At 38.5% G+C, this 20,267-nt stretch carries 3 protein-coding genes; 1 reads left to right on the forward strand and 2 read right to left on the reverse strand.

Annotated elements, in window-relative coordinates; genetic code table 11:
- Positions 1–122 precede the first annotated feature (122 nt).
- Positions 123–9,374 carry a putative Ig domain-containing protein gene (locus ACN222_RS27440; RefSeq protein WP_419756917.1) on the reverse strand — a complete coding sequence of 3,084 codons (9,252 nt, stop codon included), beginning with the start codon at positions 9,372–9,374 and terminating at the stop codon, positions 123–125.
- A gap of 211 nt (positions 9,375–9,585) precedes the next feature.
- On the opposite strand from ACN222_RS27440, the gene ACN222_RS27445 reads away from it, so the two are divergent.
- Positions 9,586–13,155: an NB-ARC domain-containing protein gene (locus ACN222_RS27445; protein WP_010999686.1), complete on the forward strand. Its 3,570-nt coding sequence runs from the start codon at positions 9,586–9,588 to the stop codon at positions 13,153–13,155.
- Positions 13,156–13,292: 137 nt separating this feature from the next.
- On the opposite strand, the gene ACN222_RS27450 is transcribed toward ACN222_RS27445, so the two are convergent.
- Entirely contained in the window at positions 13,293–20,186 is a 6,894-nt protein-coding gene (locus ACN222_RS27450; protein ID WP_010999687.1) for a P-loop NTPase fold protein, read from the reverse strand.
- Between the last annotated feature and the right edge of the window lie 81 nt (positions 20,187–20,267).

Genomic DNA, 20,267 nt, shown 5'->3' on the forward strand with positions numbered 1-20,267 from the left:
GCAAGTCACCAATAACAATGCACCCAATTGTCAGTTTGGTGGAGGGTTGATTAATGCTAAGTCTGTCAAGGCAGAGCGGATAAGATGCTACATTTACAACACTTATCCACCCTGCGTTTGCGTTAGACAATTACAATACTTGTAGAGTTAATCGCAATTTTATTTGACAGAGTGGCAATTTGAACGGCAGTATTCGCCCCTATACCGTCAACATCAAACAACAGAGCGCCAGTTGCTTGATTGTAGATAAAGCGATCGCTTCCATCTTGTGCAGATGAACCCAAGACAAATTGTGATGCGTCCAGATTACCAGCTACAAGCCCACTACCGAACCCAGCAGCATTGACACGAATTTTGTCATCAGCAACGCTAAAGTCTGTAATGGTGTCAATGCCATCAGCAAGAGAAGAGAAGCTAAAAATATCTTTCCCACTACCACCAGTTAAGCGATCGTTACCGCTACCACCGACGAGAATATCATCACCGTCATTGCCAGTTAAGTTGTCATTACCTCCGAAACCAAAAATGGTATCGTTGCCAGCACCACCAGAGACATTATCACTGCCATTGCCACCTATAAAAGTATCGTCGCCACCTCCCAGGTCAACAATTGCATTTTGGTAGCTTCCTAATAGTGTAATTACATCATTACCGCCTTGAGCGTTATTAACTGGCTCATCACCCTTCATGTTGATGAAGAACTTGCTATTATTCATCGTTACTGTAATGTTATCGTCGCCGTAGCCTCCAGTAATCTTGCCATCAGAACGTGGGGAGTTGTTGGGATTACTATCATTATCCCAGTTGGCAGCAAAAGTAACGTTGATTGTATCGTTGCCTAAACCACCATGCGCTCCTAAGATTCCATCTGGATCGGTAATTGCATCATCTCCATCACCGCCAAACAACCGATCAAATCTTCCAATCCCACCATCTATTGTGTCATTCCCAGCTAAACCTTCTATATAATCATCACCACCAAAGCCGTTGAGAACATCTGCACTAGATGTACCAGAAAGGGAATTATTAGTATCATTACCAGGATTGATATTGGAGGCTGTTACTGTCAACGCAAAAATGTCTGTAACAGTAGTTCCTTGATTATCGCTGGCTGTAACTTTGATATTCAAAATACCCGCATTGTTAGTAGTAGGATTGCCGCTAAAGGTACGAGTATCAGTATTAAAATTCAACCAACTTGGTAAGGGATCACCATTTTCTAAGGTGGTGCTGTAGCTGAGGATATCACCAGTATCTACTTCAGAGAAAGTATTTTCGGGAATGGTAAAGGTGAAGGTATTATTGGCTGCAACGGCTTGATCAGCGATTGCATTCGCTAGTATCGGTGCGTCATTGGTATTAGCAACTGTCAAGGTAAAGACATCACTAACATTTGCACTAGACTTATCAGTTGCAATAACTTTAATGTTGAGTGTGCCAACCTCGCTATTAATTGGCGTACCAGCAAATGTGCGGTTAGTGGGATTAAACGTTAACCAACTTGGTAAAGCCGCACCTTCTTCTAAAGTTGCCGAGTAAGCTAGGATATCGTCTGCATCTACATCAGCAAAGGTATTCACCGGGATGATGAAGCTGAAGGTACTGTCTTCAGTGGCAGTTTGGTCAGCGATCGCATTCTCTAGTGTGGGTGCATCATTAGTATTAAGGACTGTCAGGGTAAAAACATTACTAGCACTTGCTTGGGATTTGTCAGTAGCGATGACTTTAATACTGAGTGTATCAACTTCGCTGTTGGTTGGTGTGCCGCTAAAGGTTCTAGTTGCTGCATCAAAGGTTAACCAACTTGGTAATTCATCACCATTTTCTAATGTCGCTGTATAAGTTAGGGTGTCGCCTGTATCAACGTCGTTGAAAGCATCAGCAGGAATTTGGAAGTTGAAAGCTGTGTCTTCTGTCGCTGTTTGGTTTGCGATCGCATTTGCTACAGTTGGTGCATCATTAGTGTTAATTACTGTCAGGGTGAAGATATCACTTAGGCTTGCACCAGCATTATCAGTTGCGGTGACTTTAATATTGATTGTGCCAACTTCATCGTTAGTTGGTGTACCGCTAAATGTACGAGTGCTGGGATTGAAGTTTAACCAATTTAGTAAATCTGCACCGTCTGCTAATGTTGCACTGTAAGTTAGGGTATCGCCTGCATCTACATCAGCAAAGGTATTAGCTGGGATAGTGAAGGTAAAGGCGCTGTCTTCAGTTGCAGTTTGATTGGCAATCGCATTTTCTAATGTCGGTGCGTCATTAGTATCACTATTAGCCACCGTCAGGGTGAAGACATCACTTACACTTGCACCAGCATTGTCAGTTGCGGTAACTCTGATATTGACTGTGCCAACTGAGTTGTTAGTGGGTGTACCAATAAATGTGCGGGTGCTGGGATTGAAGCTTAACCAATTTGGTAAATTTGCACCGTCTGCTAATGTTGCGCTGTAAGTTAGGGCATCACCTGCATCTACATCAGTAAAGGTATTAGCTGGGATAGTGAAGGTAAAGGCTGTGTCTTCGGTTGCAGTTTGATTGGCGATCGCATTTGCTAGAGTTGGTGCATCATTAACAGCCGTAATCTCTAAAGTAATAGTTTGAGATGCTGTACCACCTTTGCCGTCACTGACGGTGTAACTGAAACTTCCAGCACTGCCATTGGCGTTGACAACTGAGACAAAAACTAAGCTTGTCAGTTGTTGAGTAGTTAGGGTTGTGTTAACAGTGACAACTGTGTTATCAGGTAAGCGAATTATGCCTTTGCTTGCTTCTGGAACGGCGGTTATAGTGATAGTTAAGAGATCGTTATCTGTATCAGTTGGGGTTGCGATCGCTAAAGGAGTAGTTACAGAATCTTCTGCAACTGGCAAAACTTTATTTGCCTGGGTTACAGGAGCCTGATTTGCGGAATTACCAAACAGTTTGTTTAAAATATCAGTACCAGAAAGGTTATCAACCTTTTCAATAAATCCTGTACCTGCACTACTGGAATTGAAGAAATTTATTATACTTAAATCACTTTCTGGGGTTGTGATACCATCTTGATTTAAGTCAATGAGTAGCGTGGTTCCAAGTCTTTGTATTCCGGCCGTACCAATAGTTGGTGTAGATAGCGAGAGATTGATATCTGTAAGGTCGAGAGTATCGTTTTCTCCGTCATCTTCAATTTTGCTGCCTCCAGCAGTTTGGGCTGCCAAGATATAAGTATCATTGCCTAAACCAGCTTTGAGAGTATCTGCACCGCCGCCACCTGTGAGTTTATCATCAAGATTGCCACCTAATAATTCATCACCGTAGCGAGTTCCAGTAATATCAAAACGTTCGATATTACTGTAGCGAACATGACTTGGCCCCCAAGTAGAAATTTCACCACTTCCGGTGGCTAAGTCTAAAGAGTTATAGCGAACGCCGATATCAACGTAAGAAGACAGAGCAAGGGAACCGTAAAGCCCGTGATTGCTTGTTTCATCACGATTAACTGTAGTAACGAGAGTTGCTTGTCCAGTTTTATAAGGATCTGCGACGTATAAGCCGTATGAACCATAACCTTGATTATCTGCATTAATAGCTTTGATAAACGCTACTTTTGCTCCATCAGCAGCTAACACTGGCTCAGATCCACCAACAACCCTAAAATCATAGCTTTCTGCTACTTGCTGAATTTCTGTACTGTTTGTGCTACTAACAGATAGGAAATATCTGTCTTGCCAGATAGCTTTTATTCCATCACTACTGGATAAGCTAAGATTGCCGTCCACTAATGATTTTACGACTGGAAGACTGGTACTGGTACTAGCTGACCAAATGCCATATTTTTCTCCTTGATATCCAGCCCAGATAATTTGAGAACCATTTTCTGAGAGAAAGCTTTTAGTAGAACTTTGGGTTATCTCGCGGATATTTGTACCATCCGTATTGGCAACCAAAAGTTGATTCCCATTGTTCCAAGAAACTTGACTGCCATCACCTGAAAGGGACAAGCTGTATATATAGCCGTTGATATTATTCAGATTAATCCTAATCTTTTCAGTTCCGTTGGTATTAGCTACATAAACCCGCCATCCGTCACTCCAAGCTATCTTTTCGCCGTCTGTTGAGAGCGCAATTTCAGTGGCAATTTCATCAATTTTTACAAGGCCACCAGAATCATCTATTTTTTTGATCCATAGACCATTAGCTGGGTCGTTATAGTTTATATACGTGTAATAAGCATAAGTTGTACCGTCAGCAGAAAGAGCAAATTTATCACTAACAGAATTGGTTTCTCTAATTTTTAGTGGAGTTCCCAAACCGTAGGCATTACCGATGAAAAACTTTTGAAGATAGTTACCTGATGTGCCAGAGAGAGTCCTCCAAGCTACGGCACGAGTATTTAAATTAGAGTAGTCCAACACTAAAACATCTGTGCCTGCACCGCCATCAACAACATCATTACCCCAACCCGGAGTCAGGGTATCGTTGCCGTTTCCTCCCTGGAGTGAATCATTGCCATCTTCACCGTTGAGGAAATCGTTGCCATCCTGCCCCCATAAGGTGTCATTACCAGCACCACCACTCAAGGTATCGTTACTTAACCAACCATCAATAAAGTCATCTGCCGCGCTACCAGAAATCGTATCATCGCCAACTTGTAATTTGCTGAGAATCTCAGCACCAGCTAAATTAGCGACGGTTTCAATAAAACCTGTTCCAGCACCAGTTCCAACAGTATCAAAGAAGTTGAGAATGGTGAGGTCAGTTTTGGAAGCAGCAATTCCGTCTTTGTTGAGGTCAATTATTAAGCTTGTACCAGCCCGTCTCATCCCGAAAATTCCTGTTGTTGGAACTGCTAAGGAGAGATCAGCATCTGTAATTCTTGGGGTATTCGTAGCGCCAGGATTCCTTGTTGTCAGCCTTAAAGTATCTGTACCCCCAGCATCCTCGATTTGACTTCCGCCAGCATTTTGAGTATCGAGAATATAAATATCATCGCCTAAGCCCGCTTTGAGGGTATCTGCACCACCGCCACCCATAAGTGAATCATCAAGGTTGCCGCCGAATAACTCATCGCCATAGCGAGTTCCGATAATGTCGAACCTTTCAAAATTGCTGTAGCGGATGCGACTTGGCCCCCAAGTGTAAATTTCACCGCTACCTGTAGCTGGGTCAAAGGAGTTATAGCGAACGCCAAGATCAACATAGCTAGATAAAGCATGACCTCGACCAATACCTATATTGGGTGAAGAAGCATCAATGAGAATTTGAGGCTCTATGCCATCTATGTCACCTACGTACAGAGAATAGTCGGAACCATTAAATTTAGTAAAAACAACTCTTCTGCTGTCTCCTGCTAGAGATTGTTGGGCAAATTCTCCAACTTCTTCGGTGTTAGGAACAACCCAGAAGCGAGAACCATCTGTAGTAGCTGCATAGAGATTGGTTGAAGCGTAGCCGGCTCCTTGATAACCTGCCCAAACAACTGTAGAACCATCAGCAGATATAGAGGGGTTAATATTATACCCATAAAGATTACCTGAAAGTTCTCTGATGTTAGTGCCATCTGTATTAGCAACCCATACCCCACCTGGGCCATACCCTCCATCCTGAGACCAAGTAATTTTAGAACCATCGGCAGAAAGATCGAGTTCACGAACACCACCGCTACCGGTAGGTATGTTAATCTGTCTTAAATTTTTACCATCAGCGTTAGCAATGAAAATTGTGTAGGTAAATTTGTTGTCGTTACGTTTACTACGTAACCACGCGATAGTGCTACCATCCTCTGAAATAGTCGCTAAGTAGTCACCATCGCCATAGCCAATGTTTATACTTAACTTGGTCAGTTGTCGAACTTGAGTTCCGTTAGTATTAGCAATCCAAATACTATCCCCTTGACTCCAAACAACTTTGCTGCCATCTTCTGAAAGCAGAGGTTGATAAACCTGATTATTAGGAATGACTCTCACGGCCGGGTCTGAGCTATGAATCTTCTTAACCCAAAGACCTTGATTGCCACTACCATTGCTTCCCAATATTCCAGAACCTGCAACCGTTAACCCATCTGCCGAAAGAGTAGCATGATAATTGCCAGATACATTTATATCAGTCTTGATGGGTGCGCCAATCCCATAAGCATTAGCGACATAGACAAACCAATCGCTAGTATTTGGATCTAGTTCTGACCAAGCGACAGCCTGCGTGGGTAAAGAAGAATAATCAATGACTAAGGTATCTGTACCAGTACCCCCATCAATGACATCATCTCCCCAGCCAGGGCTGAGTCTGTCATCGCCTGCACCACCACTAATAAAATCGTTACCCTCGCCACCATCAAATTCATTATTGTCCTCATCACCAATTAAGGTATCGTCATATCGAGAACCAACAATTTGTTCGATAGATTGAAAGACATCATCGGCTGCATCTCCCGTTGATACCTGAGTTACTAAGTTAATAGAGATAGCACTGGTAGCACTTGTATAACTAGCAGTATCAAAGCCTGCACCACCATTAAGGATGTCTGCACCTGCACCACCATCTAACCAATCATCACCATCATCGCCATAAACGAAATCATCCCTATCACCACCATAAAGACGATCCCAATCTGCACCTCCACGAATTGTGTCACTCCCACTACCTCCGTAGATTAAATCTTCTCCAGCACCGCCTTTTAAGTCGGCGGAAATTTCAATATCTGGTTTGATCTCAATAGTGTCATTTTTTGTACCGCCATCAGCAATTATCTTGCTAACACCACTATAAGTCTGTGGAATGTTAAACGCAGAAACAGTCAATTTTCCATCGGTTGTGAAAACGGTAAAAACTTCTGCACCATCTTCTGTGTTAATGATTTCACGGGCGGCAGCATTCGGCCCCATATTCAATCGCAAGTTGCCACCACCGATATCTGTTGCAAGGTGTAGCTGAGGAGGAGTTTCACTAACTTTACCGTAAGGGCCTAATAAGGTTACTTTAGGACTTTCGATCCTTTTAACAACTTTCCCAGCAACTTTTGCGTAAGCCATAAGATAGGCTTGCACTAACCCGGAAGCATCAAACATTTCAATGGGGTTATTGAGGAGTTGCACAAACTCATTTCCTCGTACTTTTCCATCCCCAGGTGTTGGATCTTTGAGGTTAAGACCAATAGTACCAATAATACCGCCTCCAGCCCCAGCCGATGCTGCTGCTACATTTACCTCTGCTGCTGCTTCTATCGCTGCGCTAACAAGAATTTGAGGTTTACCAGAATCATCAATAAAGAAACCATTAAAGATATCTGTTGGCTTTTGAGAATCCGAAAAATCTTTTAAACCCTTAGTATCATAGCCAAACTTGAGATCAACGGCAGTGGTTAGTGTTCCGGCAACATTAATCCCAAACACATAAATAATAGGAAAAAACTGATCGTACTTAAGAGTAAATTCTAAATCGGGTAAATCATAGGTGAATAAGTTGACATCTGGTTTTCCTAACAGCAAACCAAAGGCTTGAGATGGTTGAGTAAGAACAGGTATTTCTAATCCTGGAAGGCTGAGAAGGTTATCAAGATAACTTTTCTCCGAACTACCATCTGCCACCTGATCATTCCAAGCAGAAGCAGAACCATTGGTATTTGGGTTAACATTTTCAAGAGAAAAATTATTAGCACGAATATCTTGATTGCCAAAGTTAAAACTGCCTAAATTTATAGCTAATTGGCTAGATGGGGTGTCAACAAGTTTTCCAATTGCTTGGATTGCCTCAATAAACTGCTTATCTGAATCATCTATATATCCTGCTGCTTTGACAATATCTAATAGATTAAATTTGGTAATTTTTAAATCAATAGGAGTAGTTAGAAAATTAAGAACTTTATTAACAGGTTCTATAATTTTGCCTATGCGTCCAAAAATAGGACGAGTAAGATCATTGAAAAAAGAACCTAAATCTAACTGAACGTTATTAAAAGCGACATTAGGCAAAGTACCGAGATTTTGACTCTGACCAGGTTTAAAACTAGAATTACTAAACGACCAATCTAGGTTAAAATCAGTTTTAAGCGAAGGTAGAATGACAGAAGAGTTATTAAAGCCAGTATTTAGCTTTAAATTAATGTCTGCCTCCCCTGATAATTTAGTATCAATTAAATTTGCATAGTTAACAGATGTTAGTTCTGTTAGGCGTAATTGATTATCTGTATCTCGCAAATCAATTTTGAATACACCATCAAATTTTGTACCTGCATCTGTAGCAGAGAGTTCAAGAAAACCAAGTTTACCTCTAGCATTTAACCCTGGTAAAGAAGCTCCTAACTTAATATTAATTTCGTTCTCATCAGATGTATCAAAATAAAATCCATTTGTTTTGTTAACACCAAAATTAAACTTAAAATCATAACCTAATTGTGTGTTAGCATTACCATTAATACTTAAACCAATGCCAGGAATGCCTATATTACTATCTAACTGAGTAATAAATCCAGAAGCTGCTTTTCCTAAGTTTAGGCTAAATTTGAGGTTATCTGCTGTTTCAGTTATCTGAATGTCATTAATATCAATTCCGTTACCATTTATATCTTTAAGAATATTCTGTCCACCATTACCAAGGGCATTAAATAGTGCTTGCTGAATTGTTGAAGATGTAAATGTGTTTACCTGACTTAAAGAAGACTGAATAGTTGTTCTCAAATTGTTGAGAAATTGAACTTCGCTATTAGGTGCATGTTTTAGCTGTGTACCTAATAGCGGCAAACTACTGCCAAAAACTTGAGCGCTAACTGCCGCTTGAAGCTGAGATAATAGAGTATCTAGTCCGGTAGCTACCTCGTTAAGATTATTCCCACTGTAAGAACCGCTACGCTCAATTTCTACAGTTTGCCCATCAAGCCCGATCAATGCTTGATCATTTTCTAGTTTTAATTTTTGTAATTCTGTTTGGGTGAGTTGTTGTCCTCTTACTAAAGTAGAAAAAATTGCCCCTTCATCTCCAGGCGCATCTTTAGTATTGATTCTAGAATCAACCCAGTGACCAAATTCCTCTAACAGTACGGAGGCGATCACTCCTACATTCCCTTGATACTTACTAATAAACTCATGTGAAAGATAAATCTTATTTGTCGCTGTAGTAAAAGCGCCATTTACTCCCTTGATATCTGCTGCATGGCGAATCTCTATCTCAGGAAAATCACCAAAATTCCCAGTTAACCATGCTGTCCTTAAAAACTCAACCTCAACTCCTTCGCCAAAAGCTACTTCCATCTTTTGACTAAAATCAGGCTCATTGGCAAAGTTCTTTAAATCCCCTTTTGCTAGACATAACGCTTGTTCTAAGGCAGTTAACTGTGCGGGTTCAAGAATTAAAGAGGATTTGACAATGAAATTGTTGTTAGAGGTGTTTGCACTTTTCATCTTTGTAGCAGCTTTTGTAAATGGGAGGAGAATTAGCTCAGGTTCTTTGGTGGAAACTTTCCATCCGCAAATTCTACTACTGGGATTACAGTTAAAAGGTCAGAAAAGGTCGGAAAAAAGTCGGCTTTTATGGTAAATTTACGTAAACTTATTAAAACAATAAAAACTATAGTGCGAATATCATAGTTGACTTAGTATTTTTACGTGCTGAATGACGGTTGAAGAAGCGATCGCTCTAGTCGAGCAATTATTATCAGGAACACGCTTAACAAAAGTTCAAGAGATTGTGTTTCGCCAGTGTTGGGCAGGGCAAACGTACTCAGACATTGCTTTAGAGTCAGATTACGACCTTGGTTATATCAAAGATGTTGGCTCAGAACTGTGGAGATCGCTGTCTCAAGCTTTAGGTGAAAAAGTCACAAAAAAGAATTTATACACAGTTCTCAAGCGAGCTGCTAAACAAAATAGCATTAATCCATCCTCATCCTTACAGTTGCCCTCTTTGGCAAACTACACAGACTGGGGAGAAGCAATTGACGTTTCCCAGTTTTACGGACGTACTCATGACTTAGCAACCCTGAGTCGATGGGTTTTACAAGATAACTGTCGTGTAGTCTCGCTGCTAGGAATGGGAGGTATAGGTAAAACTGCACTCTCGGTGAAGCTAGCACAACAGTTACAAGGACAATTCGAGTATGTGATTTGGCGATCGCTACGCCACGCACCTTCTTTTAGTGACAAGCTGACCGAATGTATCAAAATTCTGTCTAATCAACAAGTTACAACATTACCTGCTTCCTCTCATGAACAAATTACTTATTTAATCGAATATCTGCGTAAATCTCGCTGCTTGCTAATTCTGGACAATTTTGACACCCTATTGCAGGACGGTAAACGGGCAGGTAGTTACCGTCAGGGCTATGAACCTTATGGTGAACTGTTGTGGCGCTTAGGAGAAACGCAACATCAAAGCTGTGTCCTGATTACCAGTCGGGAAAAACCTGCCCAAATTGCCGCCCTTGAAGGAGACGGTTTACCAGTTCGGACTTTGGCTTTATCAGGGTTAGAAGTCGCAGCCGGGCAAACAATTTTGACACTCAAAGGGCTATCAGGTTCCGAAGACCAAACTCGTCAATTAGTTGAGTGTTACGGTGGTAATCCACTGGCGTTGAAAATCGCTGCTACTTCAATTCGGGATTTGCATGAAGGTAGCATTGCTAATTTCTTAAGCGAAGGTACGACAGTTTTTCAAGGCATAGGTCATCTTCTAGAGGATCAATTCCAGCGACTGTCTACATTGGAACAACAACTAATGTATTGGTTAGCAATTAATAGAGAGAAAGTCTCTTCAACCAAATTACAAACAGCCTTTACATCTCCATTGTCTAAGCCCAAGTTAATCGAAACCCTAGAGTCATTACGCTGGCGTAGCTTGATAGAAAGCAATACTGGGCAGTTCACACAGCAACCTGTGGTGATGGAATATGTTACAGACAGTTTGGTTGAGCAAGTTTGTCAGGAAATAATCACCGAATCACCACAATACCTGCTCACCCATGCTTTGATGCAAGTCCAAGCAAAGGATTACATCCGCGATAGTCAAATTAATCTGATTGTCTGCCCTATTCTCAAGCAATTACAAATAACACTTGGTTCTGTTCATCAACTAGATCTGAAACTGGGTAGATTGATTAGAAAGTTGCAAAGTAAAGTTATAGAAACAGTGGGGTATGGTGGCGGTAATTTATTAAATTTATTAGCACAATTAGACACTGATTTAACTGGGTATGACTTTTCTGGTCTAGATATGCGCGAGTGTGATTTACGCACAGTAAACTTACACGCAGTCAACTTTACACAAACAACTTTTCGAGATTGTGTTTTTGCTGCTACCTTTGGTGGAATAACTAGCGTCGCTTTTAGTCGAGATGGATGTCAACTAGCTACCAGTGATACCAGTGGCGTAATTAATATTTGGGACGTTAACAATGGTAAACAGTTATTCAATTGTCAAGAACATAATAGTTGGATTTGGGATGTTGCTTTTAGCTCTGTAGCACCAGTTTTAGCTAGTTGCGGTCAGGATCATACAATCAAACTTTGGAACACAACTACTGGAGAATGCTTCAATACACTACATGGACACACTAGCATTGTCACATCAGTAGCTTTTAGCCCTGAAGGAAAACTGCTGGCTAGTAGCAGCTATGACCATAGCGTGAAGGTTTGGGATTTAGATACAGGCGAATGTCTACAAACTTTCTTAGGACATGATGCTTGCGTTTGGAGTGTAGTTTTTCATCCCGTAGGACAAATTTTAGCCACGGCTGGTGAAGATAACACAATCAAGTTATGGGAATTACAAAGTGGATGCTGTCTAAAAACTCTCCAAGGACATCAACACTGGGTAAAAACAATTGCTTTCAATTCGGGTGGGCGAATATTAGCCAGTGGCAGTTTTGATCAAAATGTCAAACTATGGGATATACATACTGGAAAGTGTGTGATGACATTACAGGGACACACAGGAGTTGTTACCTCAGTCGCATTCAACCCCAAAGATAATTTACTTCTCAGTGGTAGTTATGACCAAAGCGTGAAGGTTTGGGATAGAAAAACTGGCAGATGTTTAGATACGCTCAAAAAGCATACAAATCGGATTTGGTCAGTGGCTTTTCACCCCCAAGGGCATTTATTTGTCAGTGGTGGTGATGATCATGCAGCTAAGATTTGGGAGTTAGGAACTGGACAATGTATCAAAACCTTTCAAGGGCATAGCAATGCGACTTATACAATTGCTCATAACTGGGAACATAGTTTACTTGCAAGTGGGCATGAAGACCAAACAATCAAACTTTGGGATCTTAATCTTCATTCCCCGCACAAATCGAATGTAAATACTCACCCTTTTCGCATACTACAAGGACACAGCAATCGTGTCTTTTCTGTAGTCTTCAGTTCAACAGGACAATTGCTTGCTAGTGGCAGTGCAGACCGTACTATTAAACTGTGGAGTCCGCATACAGGGCAATGTTTACACACTTTACATGGTCATGGTAGTTGGGTGTGGGCAATTGCTTTTAGCCTTGATGATAAATTACTCGCTTCTGGTAGCTATGACCATACAGTGAAGATATGGGATGTATCTTCTGGGCAATGTTTGCAAACTTTACAAGGACATCCGGGTTCTGTCCTGGCAGTTGCTTTTAGCTGTGATGGCAAAACTCTCTTCAGTAGTGGTTATGAAAAGCTAGTTAAACAGTGGGATGTGGAAACAGGTTATTGCCTTCAGACTTGGGAAGCAGATTCTAACCGAGTTTGGGCAGTTGCTGTGAGTAGGGATAATCAATATCTTGCTACTGGTGGTGATGACTCGGTGGTGCGGTTGTGGGATATTGGCAAAGGGGTTTGTGTGCGTACATTCTCTGGTCATACTAGCCAGGTCATCTGTATTTTGTTCACCAAAGATGGCAGACGCATGATTAGCAGTAGTAGCGATCGCACCATCAAAATTTGGAATGTCTCTACAGGAGAGTGCCTTGCTACGCTACAAGCTCATGACCATTGGGTTTGGTCACTCTACCTAACCCCGGACGAGAAAACTTTGCTTAGTAGCAGTTGGGATGAAACCATCAAATGTTGGAATATTTCTACAGGAGAGTGCTGGCAAACATTGAGGCCAGCCCGTCCATACGAAGGCATGATTATTAATGAGGTGGTAGGACTGAGCCAAGCCCAAATCGCCACTTTAAAAGCGTTGGGGGCTTTAGAAGTGAACTGACAAACAACTACACCCGCGTCAGAAGTATTATCTCAAAAATGTTAATTTTATTTGCTAACTGTGCAAGCGAAATTATACTCAAGCTATTCAAATTCTGGTGGACAAAGTTCTGCAATCCCTAATTCCTAATTAGGAAACTAGAAATTTACTCCTTTTTGATAATCAACATCATAGCCGATATCACCAACGAAAGAAAAGCGACGGACAAAATCAAATATTTGTTTAATATCCTCTAATGTTAAGTTATCTGGAATTACTTTGTCTATATCATGTCGAAGTTTATTTAACTCTTCATAAAGATAGGAATGATGCTTATATTTATTTTCATGTTTTTGTAAAGATTCTCGGAAAAAATTTATAAGATTATCATTGATTGGCTGATTACGATATTCTTCGTAACGAGATTCAATATCTTTCAATAGATCGCGCATTAAATCAGGATAACGTCCTGAAAAAGCTAGTAAAGCAAGAATAGCCTGTTGTTCTTTTGCAGAAGATTTATGTCCTTGGATGCGATTGAGAACTTTAAATAGTTTATAAACATTGGTAAGTCGTTTGAGACTTCTGGGAGATAAATCTACTTCTTGACAGCACTGCACTAAGATATTAAATTCTTCTGGTGAAAATTCATTAAACTTATTACCACTGATACCACTATCTTGAATAGCTACTTGAGATTTAAGATATTGTCTTAAGGCTGAGTCAGCAATTGAAGTAACCCGATAGGGAATTTGAATAATTTTTTCCAAATAGTCAGCAGGAGAAGGACGACCTTGACTAGAAAGCACACCTTGATAATATTTTGCTAAAGCGCGATTGATATAGCGTTCGTCAATAGCAACTACGGCAATAAACAAGCGATTTTTGACCAGGAGTTGTACTGCTTCTAAAACTTGGACAACTGTATCAGGAGAACAGCGATCTAGGTCATCAATATATAATATGACTCTTGCTGGCCCGCGTGGAAAAGCTTTTTTCAAAAAGTCGATTTTAGCAGCGTAATCTTTACTATCTGCTGGTGGTGGTAATAACTTGTAACTCAAAGCAGCTAAGTCTTGTTTGACTTGGTGCATAATTCCTAGTCGCTTTTCGTAGCTTCCATTATTGATGCGAGCGCTGATAAACTCACCTAAAGAAGCATAGATATTTTCTGGTAGTTCTTGTTGTTGTTTTTCTAATTTATTTCTAAGTTCAAGGACTTCGCCTTCTAATTGCCTAATCTTTGCATTTTCTTCAGCTTGTTTTTGTTCATTGGCAATTTTTGTTTCCACATCATTAATTTTGTCATTCCTGAGTGATGCAAGTTCTTCATTAACTTCGATGAGTCTTTCATCTTGCTGGATGGCTTTTTCTATTCCTTCCTGGATAGATTCTTCTATTTCTTCCTCACGTTTTTTAACTAACTTTTGTACTCTTTCCTCTAACGCTTGCTCATATGATGTTTTATATTCATTAAGTGCAAGCTGAGTCTCATCGTACCATTTCTTACCTGTTGTCCATAAGGCTTGTAAAGTTGCGATCGCTGGTAACATAGGTGTAAAAAAGCCCACTACCTGCGCTATAACTTTAGAACTTCCAAGATTATTAAAAAATTGAATGCCAGCAGGTAGAAGGATAGCTAATAGTAAACAAACAAAAAATATAATAATTAATAATTTATTTTTCTTTGCCCATTCCCTAACACTATATAATGTTATGGATTGGTAATTATTACTAATCGCTACTGTGACTACTCCCTTTAGCCAAGAACTAACTTTAGTAATATCATCAGATTTAATATTAATTTTTAAGTTAATCTTTTTATTAACTTCTGCTTGTATTTTTTCATCAAAAATTTTATTGAAGCCTTGATCACCTAAAGTACGCTCAAGAACAACTGCGGAATATCCTAAAATCAAATGTATTTTTTTCTCGTTATCAGAAGGTTCAAGTTTCACCTCACTACTTTGTTTTTCTCTGATGTCTGCAACTATTTCATCTAGCCTAATCTGTAATCTTTGCTCTGCATTTGCTAATCGCTCTTGCAGGTCTTTATCCCGTTCGCTTAAATTAACAAGTAGATTTTCTTTTCGTACTTGAAGTTCCTTTTCCTTATTTATTAATTCTTCTTTCGTTTCTTTATAAGAGCGAATAGAGTCTCGCTGAGATTTAGTGAATATTTGCCAGAGATTATCTGGAAAATCTTGTTTCTGTTTAGAGTCTTGAAAATTTTGCAGTTGTTCTACTGTTAATACTCGTTCTAAAAACCAGTTTCTATCTTCTTCACTAACTTGATATAAAACCTGCCAAATTTTTGCACTATTTTCGGCACAGGGTTCAATTCCTACCTTAATTAACTGTTGTTCTAAACTAATTTGTCTATCTAATTCAAAAAAGATAGTCTGCATTAAACTAGCCCAAAGGTCAGATTTAGCATATGTCCAAGCATCAAACTTGATCTGGTAAATATGACCTACATAAGGGTAAAGTTCGTCACTACTAGGATTTTCACTCCAAGCTTCTTGTTCCGTAATTCCTTCACTACGAACTTCTAGTATTCGGTTTTGCATTAAGTGCAGAATGTAAGATTTACCGCCACCCCAACCGCCAAGAATACCCACAGCCACAGGTGGTTCTAAATCTCGCATTAGCAGCATATTAGCAAGGGCATCAATTTCGTCTTTAAGATTAAGTAAATCTTCATTTAAGTCAGTATCATTGCGAAAGCTACCTCCAATTAAAGCATCTCTATAAGTTTTTCGCAGGATTCTTAAAGAGCGATACCAAAGTTCATTAGGGATTTTACCTTTTGTCTGTTCTCGGTCTATTTCACGGATAATACGGATAGGTAAATGGGGTTTAAGAACAATTAAAATTTGACGTTGTTGCCATTGAGTAAGTGAATTTTCTAACTCTGACTGATTTTTCTCTGCTAAAAGTTCTTTTTTTGGTTTTATTTTTTCTAAATCTTTTAAAATCTCAGGTAATATCTCAGGCACTTCTATCGCTAAACGACACAAAAGTTCAAACCCCTGCACATAATTTTTTTGTGGTACAAAATCTTCTGTTTGATTTTTAAAATCTTGTGCTTGTCTTTTAGCTTCTGTTCGGACTTGAGGGAATTTACAAGCTAAGGCAATTAAACTTTTAACTCTGTAATACTCTTCTTGAATCTCTTGGGCTATACTTTGCGCTTCTAAAAAATTGTCTGGCTGGAGGTAAGGAACTAAACGTTCAAGATATTTGTATTGTAAATATGATATATTCAATTCTCGAATAGCTCTCAATGCTTTATGCTGTTTTTGTGGAGAATACAGAGCCAAGTCCGTTAAAATTTCTGTTTTTTCAGAAAGAATTGGGCTAACATAGGCTATGTCTACAATGTTTGAGCTAATACTATCAAATTCTTCATCGCTTAATTCTTGTGTCCAGAAATTTGTTAAAACCTTACATTTGGCACTTTGACTTTTAAAAGAATCAGCTAAATTTATTATTTTTGTCGAGTCTTCTTTAGACAAATTATGTAATAGAGATAAAGCACTAAGAATTTGAGCTTTATAATCTTCTTCTTTCAGATTATAAATAATTTCAAAAATACCGTTTCTGTCATGGTCAGGTAGTAAAGTTACTAACTCAGTTAAGATTTTAGTTTTATCCTGTTCATTCGTAATAATATTTTTAACTAAGCTGAATATTTTACTTATAATTGAATGAATTTCAGCCGTTTCATATAAATTATTTTTATGTCCTTTCCTTAAATTAATAGTTACATTATTAAGGATACAGGCTTTTAAAGTTAAATCTTGAATTTTATTTTCTACTATATCTACAGTTTGTGGGATTTGACTGATGTATAAATGTGGAATTAAATTACAAAGAGCTTGTGTCCGGTGATATTGTCCAGGAATTGATTTTTCTATTAAACTCAGGGTTTCTCTACGCAGTTCTCTAGGAAGGTAGGGAGCTAGATTACTAAAGGCTTCGGCTCGATAAGCAGGATGAAAAATATTTTCTGTAATGACACGTAATGCAGTAGGTATAAGCCCTGAAGAGAGACGAGGAGCTAATGCGCTAATAAATTTAGTTTTATCTGAATCATTTCTGGATTGTTTAATTATTTCTAAGGCAGCAGAAAATTGATAGCTAGAAATACGAGAAGCAACTTCTTCAGGAAAACGAAAGGCTGATTGATTAAGAGCTTTAATAAGATTTTGTTTCTGCTTAATTTGAAATATTATATCTAAAAATTGTTGTATAACTTGGGCTTCAGAGGGTAAATATGGAGCAATTGCAGCAATAGTATTAGCTTGTTGTAACTCATTCTCAGTTGCTTTTACTATCTCAAGTATTTTATAAAGTAATGGTAATCCAGATCCAGATTTTGGTAATTGAGAAAGTATAGATGCAAAATCTTGTGCTTGCTGATACTCACTATCAATATCTTTTGCTTTTTCAAGAGCTTGCTCTAACAATTTAATACACTCACGTTCTTTTAAGTGAGTTGCCAGAGTCACTAAATCATCAAATTGGCAAGATTGATACTGAAGATTTTCTGCAATTTCAAAAGCTTTGTCTAACGATTCTGGTGAGGATTTAGATAAATAGGGGATAACAACAGCTAAAGCCTTAGCTTTGCTGCTATCATTCTCAATCGCTTTTAATCTTTCAATAATTTCTAAAAAAAAAATTTTTACCTGATCAAATTCAGACAAGTGTGTAGCGACAAAAGCTAAGATTTCAGCACCTTTAAAAGTGTCATTTTTTATTGTCTTTGCTATCTCAATAACCTTTTCTTTTTGTTCAGTTTTGCTCAACAGAGGCACAATAATTTTAAGTTCGTTAGCCCGTAACAAATCGCTATAGTTAGCATCTAAAAGCATTTTTAGGGCTTCTTGTAGCACTTCTGAGCGTTTGGGTTCAGGTAAACAAGGTGCAGCAGAAGCTAAAGAAGAAGCTGTTGCAGAAAAATATTTTTGCAAAAATTCTGTTTGTTGCGGTTCTCTTAAGTAAGGAATAATAGCAATTCGATGTTTATGATGTGAATGATAGTATGTATTTTGAGCTATTTTAAGATATTGTTCTAATAATTCTGGTTCAGATTCAGAAAGTTGATAAGCAATAGCGGCTAAAGCTTCATCTTTTTGCTCATCACTATTAATTTTTTTAGCTATCTCAAGAGCTTTTTGTAGTAAACTTGGATTAAATTTACGTAATTGAGGAGCAACAGCAACTAGAGCTTGTGCTTTAGCAGAGTCATAGGTAGAAACAAGTTTTTCAATTATTTCAAGTGATTTGTCTAGTAAATGTGACTCAAAATCTGACAAGTGAGGAATAACTGCCACTAAAGCTCTAGATCGGGCATTATCATATTCAATTGTTTGTATTATTTCAAAAGCCTTTTCTAATAATTGTGATTTCGATTGAGGTAAGTGAGGTATAACAGCAAATAAGGCAACAACTTTACTAGCACCTTCTTTTATATTTATCGCTATTTTAAGAGCTTGTTGCAATAACTGAGGTTCTAATTTAGATAAGTGAGGAGCTAAAGCTACCAGTGCTATAGCTTGGTCATAAGAACCAAATTCAAGATTTTGAACTATATTAAAAGCTTTTTGTAACAGCTTTGACTGGGATTTAGATAAGTAAGAAGCAATAAAAACTAAAGTTTCGCTTACGCCACTTATGAAATTTGGCCAAATATTTTCAATTCTTTCTAAAATAAGATATAAAACTTCATTGCATTGAGTTTCTTTTAGGTGAGGTGCAATAGCAGCTAAGGCTTTTATTCTGTCATATTCTTCATTGGCAATTTTGTATGCTATTTCAAGAGCTTGCTGTAGCAATATTGGTTCAGATTTAGGTAAGTAAGGAGCAATAGCAACTAGAGCTTCACGTTGATAATCTCCACGTTCCAAATTATTTACTATCTCAAGGGTCTTTTCTAATAATTGAGGCTCAAATTCAGTTAATTGCGGAGCAATGATAGAAAAAATATTAACTCCATTCTCTATCTTTTCTGGTAATGCTTCCAAAGCTTGTTGAAAAACTTCTGTACGCTCATCTTTATCTAAAAGAGCAGCAAGATTTATTAATGAAGTGATATTTTCAACACTTATAAAGTCAGTGCTACCTCTAGTTTTTCTTACTAAATCAAGAGCTTTTTTTAAAATCTCTCTACGTCGAGGCTCATTTACATGAGGAGCAATAGTAGCTAATCCTTTGATTTGGTAAAATTCATTATTAATATTTTGTGCTATGGTCAGAAATTGTTCGATAATCTCTGAATCAATTTCCTTTAAATTAGAGGTGATAAAAGCTATAGCTTCAACTCCAGCATAGTAATTAATATTCTGCGTTATTGACAAGAGTTCTTGTAATAATTGTGGATTGATTTCGGTTATTTGGCTAGTGATAACAGTTAGAGCTTCAGCTTGTAAATAATCAACTTTTATGTTTTGTACAAATTTAAGGGACTGTGTTAGCACTTCTGTTTTTAGAGGTTTAGGCACATGAGAAGCAAGAGCGGCTAAAGTTTCTGCTAGTTCTGAAGGTCGTTCGTGATTCTCTATTACTAATAAAGCCTGTTTTAATATTTCTGTAGACTCTGGTATAGATAATTGAGTAACTATAAAAGCTAAGGCTTTAGCTTGGTAATAATTATTCTCAATATTCTGGGCTATTTTATAAACCTCTTGTATCCATTGCGGTTGAGACTTAGGCAAGTGAGGTGCTATCGTAATTAAAGCTTCTGATCGCAGTTTTTCATCTTGAATCCCCTGGACGATTTTGCAAGTTTTCTGTAGTATTTTTGGCTCAGATTCGGGTAAATAAGTAACAATAGCAGTTATAACTTTTTTAACTTGGTCAAACTCGTCCAAGCTCTTTGCAATGTCAAGAGTTTGTTGCAGTACCGTTGACTTTGATGGCAGTAACTCGGCAACAAAGCTGGTCAGTGCTTCTACTTTTTTCTCATCATCAGTAATGGTCTTAATATCTTTTAACCATTCCAATAAATCTTGACTCAATAAATACTGGCTTTGCTCTAATGTCATGTTTTGGATAATACTTTTAAATAGCCCTATTTACCAAGAATACCAATTTGTTTTGAAAGGTAATCATCATATTTACCTTTA

Origin of the sequence: Anabaena sp. FACHB-595 (assembly GCF_048568275.1) — a bacterium.
Taxonomy (GTDB): Bacteria; Cyanobacteriota; Cyanobacteriia; order Cyanobacteriales; family Nostocaceae; genus Trichormus.

Excerpts from the sequence above, each read along its gene's own strand:
- ACN222_RS27440 (WP_419756917.1), bottom strand. The coding sequence starts at position 9,374 with ATGAAAAGTGCAAACACCTCTAACAACAATTTCATTGTCAAATCCTCT.
- ACN222_RS27445 (WP_010999686.1), top strand. The coding sequence starts at position 9,586 with ATGACGGTTGAAGAAGCGATCGCTCTAGTCGAGCAATTATTATCAGGA.
- ACN222_RS27450 (WP_010999687.1), bottom strand. The coding sequence starts at position 20,186 with ATGACATTAGAGCAAAGCCAGTATTTATTGAGTCAAGATTTATTGGAA.